Below are 15156 nucleotides of genomic sequence, written 5' to 3'. Positions count from 1 at the left end.
TCAATCCGCAGAGGTGGACAGAACCTTTCCGTCCCTGCCCTGCACAATATCATGCGACGGAACCGGTAGAGCATCGGGTGCAGGCAGAGGCGGGACTATCAACCACGCGCCGGGATAGCCGTTGCGAAGATGCCGGGGGTTATAACGAATATTGGTTCCGGCGGCATGGTGAAGCGTTCCGAGCGTTGCATCTTTTGACAGGACACCTCTGCTGATTTCGTGGAGTTTTTGGTTGCCATCAAGGGCAAGCGTTACTTCCGAAAGATCGAAACTGTCGATGTGAACGGTCTGCTCCTGCGGCGTGTCGAGAACCCATCTGTCTGAATCGACGAAGCCGTCGGTGTAGACATTACCGGTGGAGGCGCGCAGGGACGTGCCTTTCGGCAGGCCGATGCCGTCAACAACATTGCCATCGGCGAGAATGCATTTGCTGAAGGCGGAGATGCCGCCATCGGGCAAGAGATCGAACTCAACCGGCCGCGTCGCGTCGCAGCGCCAGCCGCTCTGGGTGGTCACTCCATTGCCGGTTATGCGCATGTTGCCAGGGGTAAAGCCGATCGTTTCGTAATTCTCATTGGTCTTTATCGTGATATAACGGGCGATCTCGATGGCATCGATATCAGCGATCCGCACCGGATGCGGAAACACGGCGCGGTTGAAGGCCTGCCTGTTATCGGCAATGGCCAGTTCAAGTTTCGTACCCTTGGGCATATCGATCCCGCCAAGGCGAGCCGGCTGCGAGAGTTCCGGCCGATAGCTTGCCGCTCTTTCCCTGTCGTAAGCACTCATCTGCAGATAAAAATCACCGAACCGAAAGAGCGTGAAAAGCGCAACGGTGGTCACCAGCCCGTAAGGCAGGATCATCGGGCGCTTCCAGCGGCCGCTCACGTATCGGACGAACAGCAACAACGTCCAGACGACCCACACAAGGGTCGTGACGAGAAAGAAGGCAAGGAGAAGCAGCGCTTCGACGGAGGGCAATGCGACAGGGATCATGCAAACCAATGGTCCTGGGCGGATCGTTTTGATCCTGAAGAGACATCAGTGCTTTAGCCCACAAGCGGCTGTCATTTCAACTCGGTGATGGCGGACGGACGTAGCGGTGGTTGTCCGGGCGACGGATGGCGGCCGCCCGGTCAACGCACTTATGGGTATCAGCCGCCAAGGACGAAACGGGAGAATGCCAGGGCATTGCGGGCGTCCTCGTCCATTTTCGCAAGGTCGGCGCCGCCGCTGAGATCGCGCCACACCTTGATGTCAGAGCCGATCGTACCGCCGGTCTTGACGAAGGGCTCCATGACAACGGCACCGGTGTAATTGATATCGCGAAGGGCCAGACCAATTTCGTGCCAGGGCATCCTGCCCTTGCCCGGTACGCGGCGATTGCTCTCACCGGTGTGGAAATGACCGAGAAGCGGGCCGGCCGTGCGGATGGCTTCGCCAAAACTGTCTTCCTCGATATTCATGTGGAAGGTATCCAGCATGACCTTCACATTGTTCTTGCCGACATCCTTGACGAAGGCGACGCCTTCGGCCGCCGTGTTGAGCACGTGATTTTCAAAGCGGTTGAGGACTTCGATGCAAAGGTTGATGCCGAGATCATTGGCGAAATCGGCGATGCCATTGATGCCCTCGACGCCACGCGCATAATCACCTGCCTTGTCGACCGGCTGCGAATAGTCAATCGGCCAATAGGAATGCAATGCGCCGCCGATCGTGTGGATATCGAGCTTGGCGACATTGGCGAGCGTCTGCTCAAAAAACGCCTTGCCGGCTGCGCGCACGGAAGCATCCTCGGACGACAGGTTTTTGGTTTTCGACGGGCCGATGCCGGCGGTGAGGATGATGCCGTTATCCTGCGCGCTCTGCCTGATCACGGCGAGCTCGGCGTCGCTATATTCATTGATGTGGTGGGCGGCGACTTCGATGATATCGAAACCGAGCTTGGCGACCTTCTCGATATAGGGGCCGAACTTGGCGCTCCATTCATATTCCCAGTAAGAATAATAGATGCCGTGTTTCATGGGGATCTCTTTCGCTTTCTGTTTCGCTGAATTTGAATTTGGGCGGGACAGCGGTTCAGCCGGCTTCAGGAAGTCGGCTTGCTTCCCGGATTTCCGATATGAAGATCCGGCTCTGTGCTCGCGGAAATGATGAACCGGCCGTTCGGAAGGTCGTTCTCTTCAACCTTGCGATTGATCTCGTCTTCACCGAGGCCAAAGCTGCGCCAACGCTCTCTCAGCCGTGCACGCAGGTCGTCCTCATCCACATCGACAAAGACAGTCAGGTCAAAAATCTGTTTGAGACGATCCCAGGGCGACTGGTTGGCAAGGAGATAATTGCCCTCACAGACAATGATATCGACGGATTGCGGGATGAGACGGCCGCCTGCGCGGGCAATTTCAATCGCGCGATCAAAGACTGGGACAGCGACGACATCGTCCTCATTGGCCTTCAGGCGCTCAAGCATGTGGCGCAAGCCGTGAGCATCGAAGGTATCGATTGCGCCCTTGAAGGGACGGCGCTTCATCTCTTCCAGCACGGCATCGTCATAATGAAAGCCATCCATCGGAAAGAGCGCCGCAGACACGCTTTCGCCTGCGTTCAAGACGTCAACCACATGTTCGGCAATGGTGGACTTTCCCGATCCGGGCGCACCGGCAATCGCAATCATCGCACGCCGCCCATTGGCGCCGGCAAGACGCTTGAGGGTCAGGCCCGCAATTTTACGCGCGTTATCGTCAATAGTGTTCAAGGTGCTCGCCTCGATAATGGGTACTGTCAGAAAATCCGGTACTGGTTCGCCTTGTCGCGCAGGAATGCCAGGCCCTTGTCGAGAACCTCGTCAGCGCTGGGCGCAACCGGCCGCCACGTCGAAATCGCGCCCACCATGTCCTTCGGCATCGCGACAAAACTTTCGAGCGTCAGCACGCCCTTGAAACCGATGGCGGCGAGTGCGGAAAACACTTCGTCCCAGGCAACGTTGCCAAACCCCGGCGTGCCGCGGTCGCTTTCCGACATATGCATGTATTTCAGGTGGTTGCGGGCGGTGATGATGCCGTTTGCGATACCCTTTTCCTCCATGTTCATGTGGAAGGTATCGAGATGGATAAAGACGTTGTCCGCACCGATGCGCTCCACCAGCGCCACCGCCTGCTCGGCGGAATTGAGCAGATGATTTTCGTAGCGGTTCACGGTCTCGATGCCGAATTGCAGGCCGAGCGTTTTTGCGTGGCCCGCAGCCCGCGAAAGCGCCCTTGTCAGGTTGTCATATTCACCCGCTGTCGGGGGAAATCCGGTTCGCTCATTGGTGCCACCATAGGTGACCCCCGTCAGCGCCTCCGCCCCCATTTCTGCGGCTTTGTCGAGCGCGGCGTTCAGATGGTCGATAGCCGCGTCGGGACGCACCGACGCCCAGGCGGGCTCCGGCAGCACCAGCGAACAGACGGCGCGCAGACGGTACTTCTCCAGCAGGGCGCGCGTGTATTTTGCATCGACGGAGGGGATATCGATGAGCGGAATCTCGATGAAATCCTGACCGTAATCCGCGGCAGCGGCGATGGACCGTCTGGCGTTTTCGTGGTCCCATTTCAGAGACCACATCATTGCGTGAACACCGAAGCCTTTCACGTCATACCTTCTTTCTGAGAGATGCGAAGTAGCTTGAAAACAGGCCGCGCGCCGCCATGACGACAATCATCAGCACGCCCCAGAGCGCCGTTGCCAGATGCTGGTTGGCCCCGAGAAGATTGAGGCCGGACGATAGGAGCTGCAGAACGATGAGCGCCACGAAAACGGGCAGCACCCGACCGAAACCACCGAACGGATTGATGCCGCCAAGAAAGGCCGCCAGCACCGTGATTAGCAGATAGGATTCCCCGTGGCCGACACGGACGGAGTTGAAACGGGCAAGCATGATGATGCCGGCAACAGCGCACATCAGACCCGAGAGCGTGTAGACGAGAACCTGGATCTTGCGCGTATTGAGGCCGGAATAACGCGCGGCCTCGATGTTCGAGCCGATCATCAACAGGCCGAAGCCGAGCTTGGTGCGCGTCAGCAGCACATGCCAGAGCCCGACGCAGACGATGAAGATCAGAAGCGGGATCGGCAGACCGAGAAGCGTGCCGTGGCCAAGCGGCGCCATATAGGCGGGAAAACCCGAAACGTCACCGCCGCGTGTCAGAAACTCGCCAAGGCCACGCAAAAAAATCATCATCGACAGCGTCACCAGAATGGGGTGCGCGCGGGTGTAAGCGATCGCCGCTCCCGTCATGGCACCGGCAGCCCCGCCGGTGACAAGTGCGGCAAGGCAGGCCAGCAGAAATGCGCTCGGCGGCGCATCCACCCCGCCATGGACCTGCAGCACCCAAGCCGCAGCAAGACCTGACAGATTGGCGGCGAAGGTGACGGAAAGATTGATACCGCCCGTCAGAAGCGGCAGCAGCATCGCCAGTGTCAGCAGGCCGAGCTCCGGCAGCTGGAATGCGACCGAACCGAATGTCCCGAGCGAAAGAAAATTGTTCGCCAGCGTTCCAAAGATGAGCATGACCGCGATGAAGGCAATAACCGGCCCGGCCATATCGGCACCGAAGATCGCGTTGAATTTCCTGACAAGGCTGCTCATCGCCGGGCGCTCCCCTTCTCTGCGGATGTCCGTAAGGCGCTCGGCAGAAGCTTGTCGAACCGGGTGGAAGAGAGCGTGATGGCGATGAGGATGATGGCCCCGACGATCATCTTGAACGCAAAGGGAGAGACCCCCATCAGGTTGAGGCCGTTCTGGGTGATCGATACCATCAGCACCCCTAGCACGCAGCCGATGACAGACCCCTTGCCGCCGCCAAGCCGCGCGCCGCCAAGCACGGTTGCTGCAAGAACATCCAGCTCGCGGCCATAAAGCGCGTTCGGCACCACCTCCTGCGCATAATGCGCCTGCATGAGCCCGGCAATGCCCGCCATCAGGCCGAGCCAGCCGAAGGAGATGTAATGCATGGCACCGATATTGATGCCGAAGCGGCGAGCGCCTTCAGGGTTGTCGCCGAAGGCATAAAGTTTGCGCCCGACGGTGGTGCGCGAAATCATGAACCAGGTGGCGACACAGCAGAGGATCATGACGACAACGGGCAATGTCAGCTCGACCCAGGAACCATCAGGCATCTCACGCTCGTAAAGCACCACGCGCGTCGACAGCCACTCCGGCAGGTCGTAGATCGACACGCCCTTGGTGAAGAACATCAACAGCCCGAAGAAGATGTTGAAGGTGGAGATGGTCGCGACGATGGAAATGATGTTGAGCCGCCAGACGAGGAAGGCATTGACGAAACCGAGACCGAGGCCAACGGCGCCGGCGATGATGAAACCTTCCGCCCAGTTGCCGCCGCCGAGCGCATTGAGCGCCAGCACCGTCACATACTGGACGACGGAGGCCGCGACCGCGAAGGAGATGTCAATACCGCCTGAAATCAGCACCACGAGCAGGCCAACCGCGAAGATGATATTGACCGCCGAGACATTCAGCACGTCGAATGCATTGGAAATGGTGAGAAAGCGGTCGGTCGCAAAGGACAGTCCCGTGCAGAGCAGCACCATGACCACAAGCAGGGTAAATTCGGTCGTATGTCCGAGGATGAGCCTACGCATAGATGGCGGACTCCAGTTCGGTAAGCGACAGGCGTCGCGGATCATAGGTGGCGTGGAACCGGCCTTCGACCATGTGGATGACCCTGTCTGTATTGAAATAAACTTCCGGCGCTTCGTCGGAGATCACGATGATCGAGAGACCTTCTGCGGCGAGCTTGCGGACGATTTCGAAGATGCCGGCGCGGGCACCGACATCGACACCCACGGTCGGCGCGTCGAGGATGAGGATTTTCGGCCCGATCGCCAGCCACTTGGCAATCGCCACACGCTGCTGATTGCCGCCTGAAAGCGTGCGGATCGGATCTTCCGGCAATCCGATCTTGACGCCGAGCGCCGAAATCCAGCGGGAAACGACATCCGCCTTTTTCGACGGAGAGATCAGGCCACCGCTCAGCAAGCGGTCGAGAGAGGCCATGACGAGATTATCGGCAATGGACTGCGGCTGGTTCAGACCAAGCGAGAGCCGGTCCTCGGAAAGATAGGCGACACCCGCCCGGATCGCATCGCGGTTGGAATGGAAATCCACCCTCTTTCCATCGATGAGGATTTCACCCGATTGCGCCCGATGCATGCCGAACAGGGTCAAGGCCAGTTCCGTGCGGCCGGCTCCCAAGAGACCGGTTATGCCGAGCGTTTCTCCCCGCCGCAGATCGAACGAAACATCTTCAAATTCGCCGGCCCGGCTCAGCCCGCGCACCGAGAGAACAACGGGTTTGTCGTCGTGATCGGCGGCGATGACGGCGCTGTCGAAATTGCGACCGGTCATCAGTTCGGTCACCCGTGACTGGGTCATGCCTTCAACGGGAAAGACGCCAACAAGCGATCCATCCCGCAGCACCGTGATGCGGTCTGAAATCTCCAGCACTTCCGCAAGGCGATGCGAGACGAAGACGACCGCCACACCCGAGGCCGACAGGTTGCGGACGATGTCGATCAGATAATCGGTTTCGGACTGCGTGAGCGACGCGGTCGGTTCATCCATGAAAACGAGCCGCGCTTCCCCGACCAGCGCGCGGGCAATCGCCACGATCTGACGCTGGGCGATGGGCAGTTCCTTGAGCGGCTTATCAAGATCGATCTCGACGCCGAGCCGGGCCAGCGCCTTTTCGGCCGCCTGTTCGATGGCGCGTTTGTCGACCAGCCCGTATTTTCCATTCACCGCGTACTGGAAGCCGATATTCTCAGCCACCGTCATTTCATCGAACAGCGCCAGATCCTGCCAGATAACCTGGATGCCAAGCGATTGCGCAAGCGTCGGGGTCATCGCCGCTATCGGCTTGCCGTCGAAATAGAGTTCGGCGTCGCTTTCGGGCGTATAAACGCCTGTTATGACCTTGATCAACGTGCTTTTGCCACAGCCGTTTTCGCCGGCAAGGCAATGCACTTCCCCCGGATTGACCTCGAAGGAAACATCCTTCAGGGCGCGCACACCGCCGAAGGTGACTTTGACATTTTTGAGGGACAGGAGCGGTTCTGCGCTCATGATAACGTAAATCTCCTTCCGCCACGGCAGCTTTGCAGACGTGGCGCTCGGCATGTTTTCCTGATGAGGCGTCGCGCGCGTATCGCACCCGCGCGACGCCCTTGGCCTTGGGGAGGATCAGAGGCCCATGGAAACGAGCTTGTCGATGCTTTCCTTGTCGATCTTCAAAAGCTGGTCGACGACGATGGTGTTACCCTCGGGATTGATGGTGCCTAGACCTTCGATATTGTCGCCGGCCTTGGGCGTCTCGCCCTTGGCGATACGATCGGCGAGGGTGATGAAGACTTCACCGGCCTGCTTCGGGTTCCACATGAAGCCCCCCGTCAGCGCGCCTGATTTGATGAGCTTCGCGCCCTGCCCCGGCGAGAACGGGCCGATGACGAAGACCTTGCCATCCTTGCGCCGCTCTTCGACGGCGCGGCCGGCACCGATCGGCCCCTGCGAACCAAAGGCGAGGAAACCACTCAGGTCAGCATTGGCGGACATCAGGTCAAGCGCCGTCGAACGGCTCTTGTCGAGGTCTTCAGCGACACCGTAGCGATCGCCGACCAGCTTCATGTCGGGATAATTGGCCTTGATATAGGCGATGGCGGCATCCGCCCAGGCGTTATGAAGCGGAACCGTAAGCGAGCCGACGAAGACAGCATAGGAGCCCTTGCCGCCCATCTTTTCCGCCAGGAGCTTGCCATGCGCTTCACCGAAACCCTTGGCGGAGGCGAGCTCGAAATCCCAGTCAGCGCCAAGCTGCTTGGGCGATTCATGGGTGATGACCTTGATACCGGCTGCCTGGGCCTTTTTCAGCACCGGCTCCAGCACCTTTGCATCATTCGGCACGACGCCGATAAAATCGACCTTCTGGGCGATCAGGTCCTCGATGGCGCGAACCTGCAGCGCCGGGTCGGCGCTGGTCGGGCCGACCATGAAACCGTCAACGCCGAGCTTCTTGCTCTGCTCCTTGATACCGGCCTCCATGGCGTTGAACCACGGAATGCCGCCGATCTTGACGACGACGCCAACCTTCGGCCCTTCGGCAAAGGCGGCGGATGAAAGCAGCGCGAGCGACAGGCCGACCGCTGCAGCAATAATTTTCTTCATGATGTTCCTCCTCAAAAAATCGGCAACCGAAACCCGCCGCAGCCATTTCTCATCTGGCGCGTTCAAAATTTCTCATCTCGCTTATTCGAGACTCTCCCTTGCCACTCCCACAGCAACCATCTTGCACAATCGATATTGCCAAGTTGCACAATCGATGGTGCAATAACCATATCATGAAGCTCCCTTCCGTCAAGGGGACGCCTGCTCTAATAATTGGAATCAGTTGGGGAGATCACAGTGACGGGCATAAGTTCCAAGAAAGCCACCATTTATGACTTGTCGATATTGTCGGGCGCATCAGCCTCGACGGTAAGCGCCGTGTTGAACGGATCATGGCGCAAGCGGCGGATTTCCGAGGAGACTGCCGATAAGATTCTCTCGCTTGCCAAGGCGCATCGCTACACCACCAACCTGCAGGCCCGCGGTTTGAGGAGCTCGAAATCCGGTCTCGTCGGGCTTCTGGTGCCCGTTTATGACAACCGGTTCTTTTCCTCTATGGCGCAGACCTTCGAGGGGCAGGCGCGCAAACGCGGCCTGTCGCCCATGGTCGTCTCCGGTCGGCGCGATCCCGAGGAAGAACGTCGCACCGTGGAGACCCTGATCGCCTATTCGATCGATGCGCTCTTCATTGCCGGTGTGACCGATCCCGACGGCGTGCACCAGGTCTGCGCCCGCGCGGCGCTGCCGCACGTCAATATCGATCTTCCCGGCAAGTTTGCGTCCTCGGTCATTTCCGACAACAGGCGCGGCGCGGAAATACTGACATCGGCAATCCTTGCCCATGCGGCAAAAGGCGGGCCTCTCGGTCCTGATGACGTCATCCTGTTCGGTGGTCACGACGACCACGCCAGCCGCGCCCGCATCGACGGCTTCCACGCTGCCAAGGCCGCCTATTTCGGGGCTGAGAGTGGAGACGATATCGAGATTACCGGCTATTCCCCTCGCATGACGGAACTGGCTTTCGAAGGTTTCTTCGAGCGCAGGGGCCGCCTGCCCCGCTGTTTCTTCGTCAACTCATCGATAAATTTCGAAGGGCTGCTTCGTTTCATGGGGCGTCATGACGGTGAGACCTTCGGCGACATCGTGGTCGGCTGCTTCGACTACGACCCGTTCGCATCGTTCCTTCCCTTCCCTGTCTATATGATCAAGCCCGATATCGCGCAGATGCTCGAAAAGGGTTTCGAACTGCTGGAAGAGAACCGGAGCGAACCCGAGGTCATCATTATCGAACCGCAGCTCATTCCCCCGCGAACCGCGCTGGAAGGCCCGCTCGACGATATCTGGGACCCGGTTGCATTACGCCGCATGGGCAGATGAACGCGCGGAATACCGCTTGACCTCAACTGTGCTTGAGGTCGTACCGATTGCATGGTGCTTCACCATTGCAACGGGATAACGATGATAGAAAAACTCATGAAGATGCTGGAAGACGGACGGGACAGTCCGCTCCTGCGCTTTTCAATCGCGAGGACTCTGGCGGGCGCAGGGCAATTCGAAGATGCCGCGCATCATCTGCAGGAGGCTATCCGGCAGGACCCAGACTATTCGGCGGTCTGGGCCGAACTCGGCGAATGCTGCGCACGGTTGGGAGATGAGGACGGCGCCATTGCGGCGTGGGTGAAAGGCATGTCGGTGGCCATCAGGCGTGGCGACATTCAGGCCAAAAGGCAGATGGAGGTCCGGCTGCGACGTTTACGGTCACGCAGTTTAAAGGGCGTCAGTTGATAAGACGGGAATCACGGGCGCAACTCGGTCGCGTCGTTGCCAGCACAATCGAGCCCATGCGCAAAAAATCGCCGGAAGGTTAGCCAGATTTCATAAAACTGGCTATGATCGCCGGAAAAATCACGGGAGGCGGCTGTCGAGGGCCGGTGATTTATGGGTTTTTCGGATCACATCAAGGAAATCGAGCACGTCGGACAGGGCAGGAATACCGGCCGCGATGCGGTGGTGCTTGAATCCTGGCGGCGTTGTCTCGATACCTATCAGCTTGATCCGGCCAAGGCCCGCGAAGCCGTCATCGTTTCCGAAACATGCCTGCGCGAGCATCGCCAGCGGGCGGAAGACCTCGTCCACATCGCCCGTTCCGGCCTGGAGCGGCTGTACCGGCAGGTGGCGGAGCAGAATTACGTTCTGCTTCTGTCGGATCAGCAGGGAGTGACGGTCGAGTTTCTGGGCGACCCGTCATTCAACAACAATCTGCGCAAGGCCGGGCTTTACCTGGGCTCTGAATGGTCGGAACCGCGCGCCGGCACTTGCGCCGTCGGCGCCTGCATTGCCACCGGCGAAGCGCTGACGATCCACCAGACCGATCATTTTGATGTGACACATACGCCGCTTTCCTGTACCGCCGCCCCGATCTACGATACCCAGGGCGCACTCACCGCCGTACTCGATATTTCGCTGCTGAGTTCCCCCATCCTCAAGACCAGCCAGAACATGGCGCGACATCTGGTTTCGTCGACCGTGCGAAGGATCGAACTGGCAAATCTGATGGCCAGCAGCCGTCATGATCTCGTGCTGCGCTTTGCTGGCGCGCCCGAATTTCTGGATGTCGACCCCGAAGCGGCCCTGTCCGTCGATGGCTCTGGCCGGATAACGGGCATGACGCACGCCGCCGCCCGCCTTCTCGCCGCATCGCGCGGGCTTGACTGGCGCATGCCGGAACGCCTCCTCGGAGAGCGCGTGGAGGAGTTTTTCGAGGCCGGCTTCGATGAACTCGCCTCCCTCACCCGGTCAAGCCTGCCGCAGGAGAGGCGCATCGTCGTGAAGGACGGCACGGTGCTTTATGCGCACGCGATCGAACCGCAGCAGCGCCGGTCGACCGTGCCGCTTGCCCATCCGAAATCCCAGCCTGTCATGGAAGAGATCGGCGGCGATGGACCGGCGGTTCGAAACCTCAGGCGCAAGGTGGAAAAACTGGCGCCTGCAAAACTGCCGATCCTGCTGCAGGGCCAGACCGGAACTGGCAAGGAACATCTCGCCCGCATCATTCATGACGCCAGCGGCGTTTCCGGCCGCTTCGTCGCCGTCAATTGCGCCGCCATTCCCGAACAGCTGATCGAGAGCGAATTGTTCGGTTATCTGCCGGGAGCCTTCACGGGTGCGCTGGCGAAAGGACGCAAGGGACTGGTGGAAGAGGCACAAGGCGGAACGCTTTTCCTCGACGAAATCGGCGACATGCCGTTTGCGGCACAAAGCCGCCTTTTGCGGGTGCTGGCCGAAGGCGAGATTCTGCCCGTCGGTGGCTCCACCCCACAGAAGGTGGATTTCAGGGTGATTTCCGCATCCCACCGCCCCTTGAGCGACATGGTACGGACAGGTGATTTCCGCGAAGATCTCTACTACCGCCTGAATGCGGCCGTGCTAACCTTGCCGGCGCTTTGCGAGCGCGACGACTTCCCCTGGCTCCTCGATAGGCTTCTGGAAAAACATGGGCTGCCGGGTCGTCCCCTGACGCTCTCCAACGCCGCCCGGATGTCGATCCTTAGCCATCGCTGGCCCGGTAATATCCGCGAGCTGGACAATGCGATAGCCTTTGCCGCCGCCCTTTGCGATGACGGGGTGATTACGGCGGAAGACCTTCCCGATCAACTTGTCTCCGCAACGTCAGCCCTCATGATCGACAGTCGCGGTGCCGATCTCGGCGCGCTTCTGGCCGCCTGCAACGGCAATGTGTCGGAGGCCGCGCGCCGGCTCGGCATTGACCGCACGACCATGCACCGGCGAATGCGACGCCTCGGCCTCGGAAAGCCTCACCAGAAAAAGTGAGGCATGCGCCACGGCTGTCGCGCCACAGCTGTGGCGCCGTATAAAACCGTCACTCTGGTAAAACCCCGCGATTTCGGGCTTCCGGCACGGCAAACCGCGCTGGCACGGGCATTGCACCTTCTCTGGCATCAGGAGCCATCGAGGAGAGAACATGCGCGCGCTCAGATTTCATGCAGCCAGGGACCTGCGGGTTGAAGACATTCCCGAGCCGAAACGGCCGGGGCCGGGACAGGTTCTTGTCCGCAACCGATTCGTCGGCATCTGCGGCACCGATCTGCATGAATATAGTTACGGTCCGATCTTCATCCCCACCGAACCGCACCCCTTTACCGGCGCACATGGCCCGCAAATTCTCGGTCACGAATTCGGCGGCGTCGTGGAGGCCATCGGCGAAGGCGTCACCTCGGTCGGCGTCGGTGATCGCGTCTCGATCCAGCCGCTCATCATGCCGCGATCCGGTGACTATTTCGCCGACCGTGGCCTCTTTCATCTGAGCACGCAGCTGGCGCTGGTCGGTCTCAGCTGGGAAGGCGGCGGCATGGCGCAGGCGGCACTCGTCAACGAATATAACGTCCAGAAGATTCCCGACGAGATGACAGATGAAGAGGCCGCACTCGTTGAACCATCAGCGGTTGCTGTCTATGCCTGCGACCGCGGCGGCGTCACCGCCGGCAACAGCGTTCTGGTCACGGGCGCTGGCCCGATCGGCATGCTCACGCTTCTGGCAGCGCGTGCGGCCGGCGCTGCCCAGCTCTTCGTGTCCGATCTCAATGACGCCCGCCTTGAGCTTGCCCGCAGCATCGTCCCCGACGTCATCACCATTAACCCGAAGCGCGACAATGTCGGCGATGTCTTGCGCGCAGCAACGGAAGGCAAGGTCGGCTGCGATGTCGCCATTGAATGCGTAGGCAATGAACATGCGCTCAAGGCCTGCGTCGATGCGGTGCGCAAACAGGGCGTCGTCGTACAGACCGGGCTGCATCCGCATGAAAACCCGATCGACTGGTTCCAGGTGACATTCCGCGATCTGGAGATCAAGGGCTCATGGGCCTATCCGACCCATTACTGGCCGCGGGTCATCCGGCTCATCGCCTCCGGCCTGCTGCCGGCGACGAAGATCGTTACCAAGCGCATCACGCTAGATACGGCCGTGTCTGAGGGCTTCGATGCCCTGCTCGACCCCGCCGGCACCCATCTGAAGATCCTGATCGATCTTTCGAAATAGGCCTGCCTCCCAAGGCATGCCGGGAGAGGAGCCCGCTATGCCGAGGGCACAGGCTTTCGGGGCGGTGATTTCGCCGCTCCACCCATCAGACCAAGCACCATGGAGGAGATGAATATGCTTGATGTCAGTCCCGCCACTAAAATCGACACGGTTCTTTCCAAGCTCGGTAATGCGCTGGAAAATGGAGACATAGACGACGCCGTCAACCTGTTTCAGGCCGATTGTTACTGGCGCGACCTCGTAACCTTCACCTGGAACCTGAAAACGCTGGAAGGCCGTGAGCAGATCCGCGACATGCTGACGAGCCAGCTTTCCGCCATCAAACCCTCGGGCTTGGTGCAGGATGTGAAGGAGCAGGCCTCGGAAGGCGATGGCGTCACCGAAGGCTGGTTCGAGTTCGAGACCGGTGTCGCCCGTGGTTACGGCCATATCCGCCTGAAGGACGGGCTGATCTGGACATTGCTCACCACCATGAGCGAACTGAAGGGCCACGAAGAGCCGAAGGGCATCCGCCGCCCGATGGGCGCGGAGCATGGCCACGACCGCAACCGCCGGACCTGGAAGGAAAAACGCGAGGCTGAGGCCGCCGAACTCGGCTATTCGGAGCAGCCCTATGTCGTCATTATCGGCGGCGGACAGGGCGGTATTGCGCTCGGCGCGCGGCTTCGCCAACTCGGTGTGCCGGCGATCATCATCGAGAAGAATGAACGGCCCGGCGACAGCTGGCGCAAGCGCTACAAATCGCTCTGCCTGCATGACCCCGTCTGGTACGACCACCTGCCCTACATTCCGTTCCCGGAAAACTGGCCCGTCTTCACGCCGAAGGACAAGGTGGGAGACTGGCTGGAAATGTACACAAAAGTCATGGAGCTGAATTATTGGGGCTCCACCACCTGCAAGTCCGCCCGATATGACGAGGCGACGGGCGAATGGACCGTGGTTGTCGACCAAGCGGGCAACGAGGTCGTGCTGCGGCCGAAACAGCTGGTGCTGGCGACAGGCATGTCAGGCAAGGCGAATATCCCGAAATTCCCCGGACAGGATGTCTTCAAGGGCGAGCAGCAGCACTCCTCGCAGCATCCGGGTCCGGACGCCTACGCCGGCAGGAAGGTCGTGGTGATCGGTTCCAACAACTCGGCGCATGATATCTGCGCAGCGCTCTGGGAAGCGGGCGCTGACGTCACCATGCTGCAACGGTCCTCCACCCATATCGTCAAATCCGGCTCGCTGATGGATATCGGTCTTGGCGACCTCTATTCCGAGCGGGCGGTGGCAAACGGCATGACCACGCGCAAGGCCGACCTTATCTTCGCCTCCCTGCCCTACAGGATCATGCATGAATTCCAGGTTCCCGTTTACGATCGCATTCGCGAACAGGATGCCGACTTTTATGCCGCGCTTGAGAAAGCCGGTTTCATGCTCGATTTCGGTGACGACGAGTCCGGCCTCTTCATGAAATATCTGCGGCGCGGATCGGGTTATTACATCGATGTCGGGGCCTGCGACCTCGTGATCGACGGCTCGATCAAGCTGAAATCCGGGGTGGATGTCTCGCACCTGACGGAGAATGCCGTGGTGCTGAAGGACGGCACGGAACTGCCTGCCGATCTGGTGGTCTATGCGACCGGCTATGGTTCGATGAATGGCTGGGCGGCCGATCTCATTTCGCGTGAGGTGGCGGACAAGGTGGGCAAATGCTGGGGCCTCGGTTCCGACACCACCAAGGATCCCGGCCCATGGGAAGGCGAGCAGCGCAACATGTGGAAGCCGACACAACAGCAGGCGCTGTGGTTCCACGGCGGCAACCTGCATCAATCGCGGCACTATTCGCAATATCTCTCGCTCCAGCTAAAGGCGAGACAGGTGGGCCTGAAAACACCCGTTTACGGCCTTCAGAAGCCACATCATCTGTCCTGACCCTAAGGGAGTTCCGGCCCGTCTC

At 59.9% G+C, this 15156-nt stretch carries 13 protein-coding genes; 5 read left to right on the top strand and 8 right to left on the bottom strand.

The annotated features are described in order from the left end of the window. From V6S97_RS19390 to V6S97_RS19355, 8 genes are all read right to left on the bottom strand, one after another. A complete protein-coding gene (locus V6S97_RS19390) occupies nucleotides 1–996 on the bottom strand; it encodes a hypothetical protein (RefSeq protein ID WP_112589801.1) in 996 nt (331 codons plus the stop codon). 158 nt (nucleotides 997–1154) lie between these two features. Further along, a complete protein-coding gene (locus V6S97_RS19385) occupies nucleotides 1155–2024 on the bottom strand; it encodes a D-psicose 3-epimerase (RefSeq protein ID WP_112589798.1) in 870 nt (289 codons plus the stop codon). Nucleotides 2025–2089: 65 nt separating this feature from the next. Continuing rightward, a complete protein-coding gene (locus tag V6S97_RS19380; protein ID WP_112589794.1) occupies nucleotides 2090–2755 on the bottom strand; it encodes a nucleoside triphosphate hydrolase in 666 nt (221 codons plus the stop codon). A gap of 26 nt (nucleotides 2756–2781) precedes the next feature. Then, nucleotides 2782–3630, bottom strand: a complete 849-nt coding sequence (locus V6S97_RS19375) for a sugar phosphate isomerase/epimerase family protein (RefSeq protein WP_111796925.1) — start codon at nucleotides 3628–3630, stop codon at nucleotides 2782–2784. A 1-nt stretch (nucleotide 3631) separates the two neighbouring features. After that, nucleotides 3632–4627, bottom strand: a complete 996-nt coding sequence (locus tag V6S97_RS19370) for an ABC transporter permease (RefSeq protein WP_111796926.1) — start codon at nucleotides 4625–4627, stop codon at nucleotides 3632–3634. Beyond that, a complete protein-coding gene (locus V6S97_RS19365; protein ID WP_129566093.1) occupies nucleotides 4624–5640 on the bottom strand; it encodes an ABC transporter permease in 1017 nt (338 codons plus the stop codon). The genes V6S97_RS19370 and V6S97_RS19365 overlap by 4 nt, the downstream gene beginning before the upstream one ends. Continuing rightward, nucleotides 5633–7123, bottom strand: coding sequence for a sugar ABC transporter ATP-binding protein (locus V6S97_RS19360; RefSeq protein WP_060727324.1), 1491 nt, complete (start codon nucleotides 7121–7123; stop codon nucleotides 5633–5635). Before V6S97_RS19360 ends, V6S97_RS19365 begins: the two co-directional genes overlap by 8 nt. Before the next feature lie 117 nt (nucleotides 7124–7240). Then, complete coding sequence (locus V6S97_RS19355) at nucleotides 7241–8218, bottom strand: substrate-binding domain-containing protein (RefSeq protein ID WP_003521644.1); 978 nt, start codon at nucleotides 8216–8218, stop codon at nucleotides 7241–7243. Between the two features lie 237 nt (nucleotides 8219–8455). Between V6S97_RS19355 and V6S97_RS19350 the strand changes: the two genes are divergently transcribed. The 5 genes from V6S97_RS19350 to V6S97_RS19330 all read left to right on the top strand — a co-directional run bounded on the left by V6S97_RS19350 (nucleotide 8456) and on the right by V6S97_RS19330 (nucleotide 15131). Continuing rightward, nucleotides 8456–9535, top strand: coding sequence for a LacI family DNA-binding transcriptional regulator (locus V6S97_RS19350; protein ID WP_060727208.1), 1080 nt, complete (start codon nucleotides 8456–8458; stop codon nucleotides 9533–9535). A 96-nt stretch (nucleotides 9536–9631) separates the two neighbouring features. Beyond that, nucleotides 9632–9943, top strand: coding sequence for a tetratricopeptide repeat protein (locus V6S97_RS19345; protein ID WP_334427645.1), 312 nt, complete (start codon nucleotides 9632–9634; stop codon nucleotides 9941–9943). A gap of 153 nt (nucleotides 9944–10096) precedes the next feature. Then, nucleotides 10097–11989 carry a sigma-54-dependent Fis family transcriptional regulator gene (locus tag V6S97_RS19340; RefSeq protein ID WP_060727210.1) on the top strand — a complete coding sequence of 631 codons (1893 nt, stop codon included), beginning with the start codon at nucleotides 10097–10099 and terminating at the stop codon, nucleotides 11987–11989. Nucleotides 11990–12140: 151 nt separating this feature from the next. Beyond that, nucleotides 12141–13214: a 2,3-butanediol dehydrogenase gene (locus tag V6S97_RS19335; RefSeq protein ID WP_060727211.1), complete on the top strand. Its 1074-nt coding sequence runs from the start codon at nucleotides 12141–12143 to the stop codon at nucleotides 13212–13214. A 114-nt stretch (nucleotides 13215–13328) separates the two neighbouring features. Then, complete coding sequence (locus V6S97_RS19330) at nucleotides 13329–15131, top strand: NAD(P)/FAD-dependent oxidoreductase (RefSeq protein ID WP_080865040.1); 1803 nt, start codon at nucleotides 13329–13331, stop codon at nucleotides 15129–15131. Nucleotides 15132–15156 lie beyond the last annotated feature (25 nt).

The organism is Agrobacterium sp. CCNWLW155 (assembly GCF_036888815.1).
Lineage (GTDB): Bacteria > Pseudomonadota > Alphaproteobacteria > Rhizobiales > Rhizobiaceae > Agrobacterium > Agrobacterium radiobacter.
The sequence above is the reverse complement of the archived record's forward strand: the minus strand, read 5'-3'. Positions and strand labels throughout refer to the sequence as shown.

Excerpts from the sequence above, each read along its gene's own strand:
- V6S97_RS19390 (WP_112589801.1), bottom strand. The coding sequence starts at position 996 with ATGATCCCTGTCGCATTGCCCTCCGTCGAAGCGCTGCTTCTCCTTGCC.
- V6S97_RS19355 (WP_003521644.1), bottom strand. The coding sequence starts at position 8,218 with ATGAAGAAAATTATTGCTGCAGCGGTCGGCCTGTCGCTCGCGCTGCTT.
- V6S97_RS19340 (WP_060727210.1), top strand. The coding sequence starts at position 10,097 with ATGGGTTTTTCGGATCACATCAAGGAAATCGAGCACGTCGGACAGGGC.
- V6S97_RS19335 (WP_060727211.1), top strand. The coding sequence starts at position 12,141 with ATGCGCGCGCTCAGATTTCATGCAGCCAGGGACCTGCGGGTTGAAGAC.
- V6S97_RS19345 (WP_334427645.1), top strand. The coding sequence starts at position 9,632 with ATGAAGATGCTGGAAGACGGACGGGACAGTCCGCTCCTGCGCTTTTCA.
- V6S97_RS19370 (WP_111796926.1), bottom strand. The coding sequence starts at position 4,627 with ATGAGCAGCCTTGTCAGGAAATTCAACGCGATCTTCGGTGCCGATATG.
- V6S97_RS19330 (WP_080865040.1), top strand. The coding sequence starts at position 13,329 with ATGCTTGATGTCAGTCCCGCCACTAAAATCGACACGGTTCTTTCCAAG.
- V6S97_RS19360 (WP_060727324.1), bottom strand. The coding sequence starts at position 7,123 with ATGAGCGCAGAACCGCTCCTGTCCCTCAAAAATGTCAAAGTCACCTTC.
- V6S97_RS19385 (WP_112589798.1), bottom strand. The coding sequence starts at position 2,024 with ATGAAACACGGCATCTATTATTCTTACTGGGAATATGAATGGAGCGCC.
- V6S97_RS19365 (WP_129566093.1), bottom strand. The coding sequence starts at position 5,640 with ATGCGTAGGCTCATCCTCGGACATACGACCGAATTTACCCTGCTTGTG.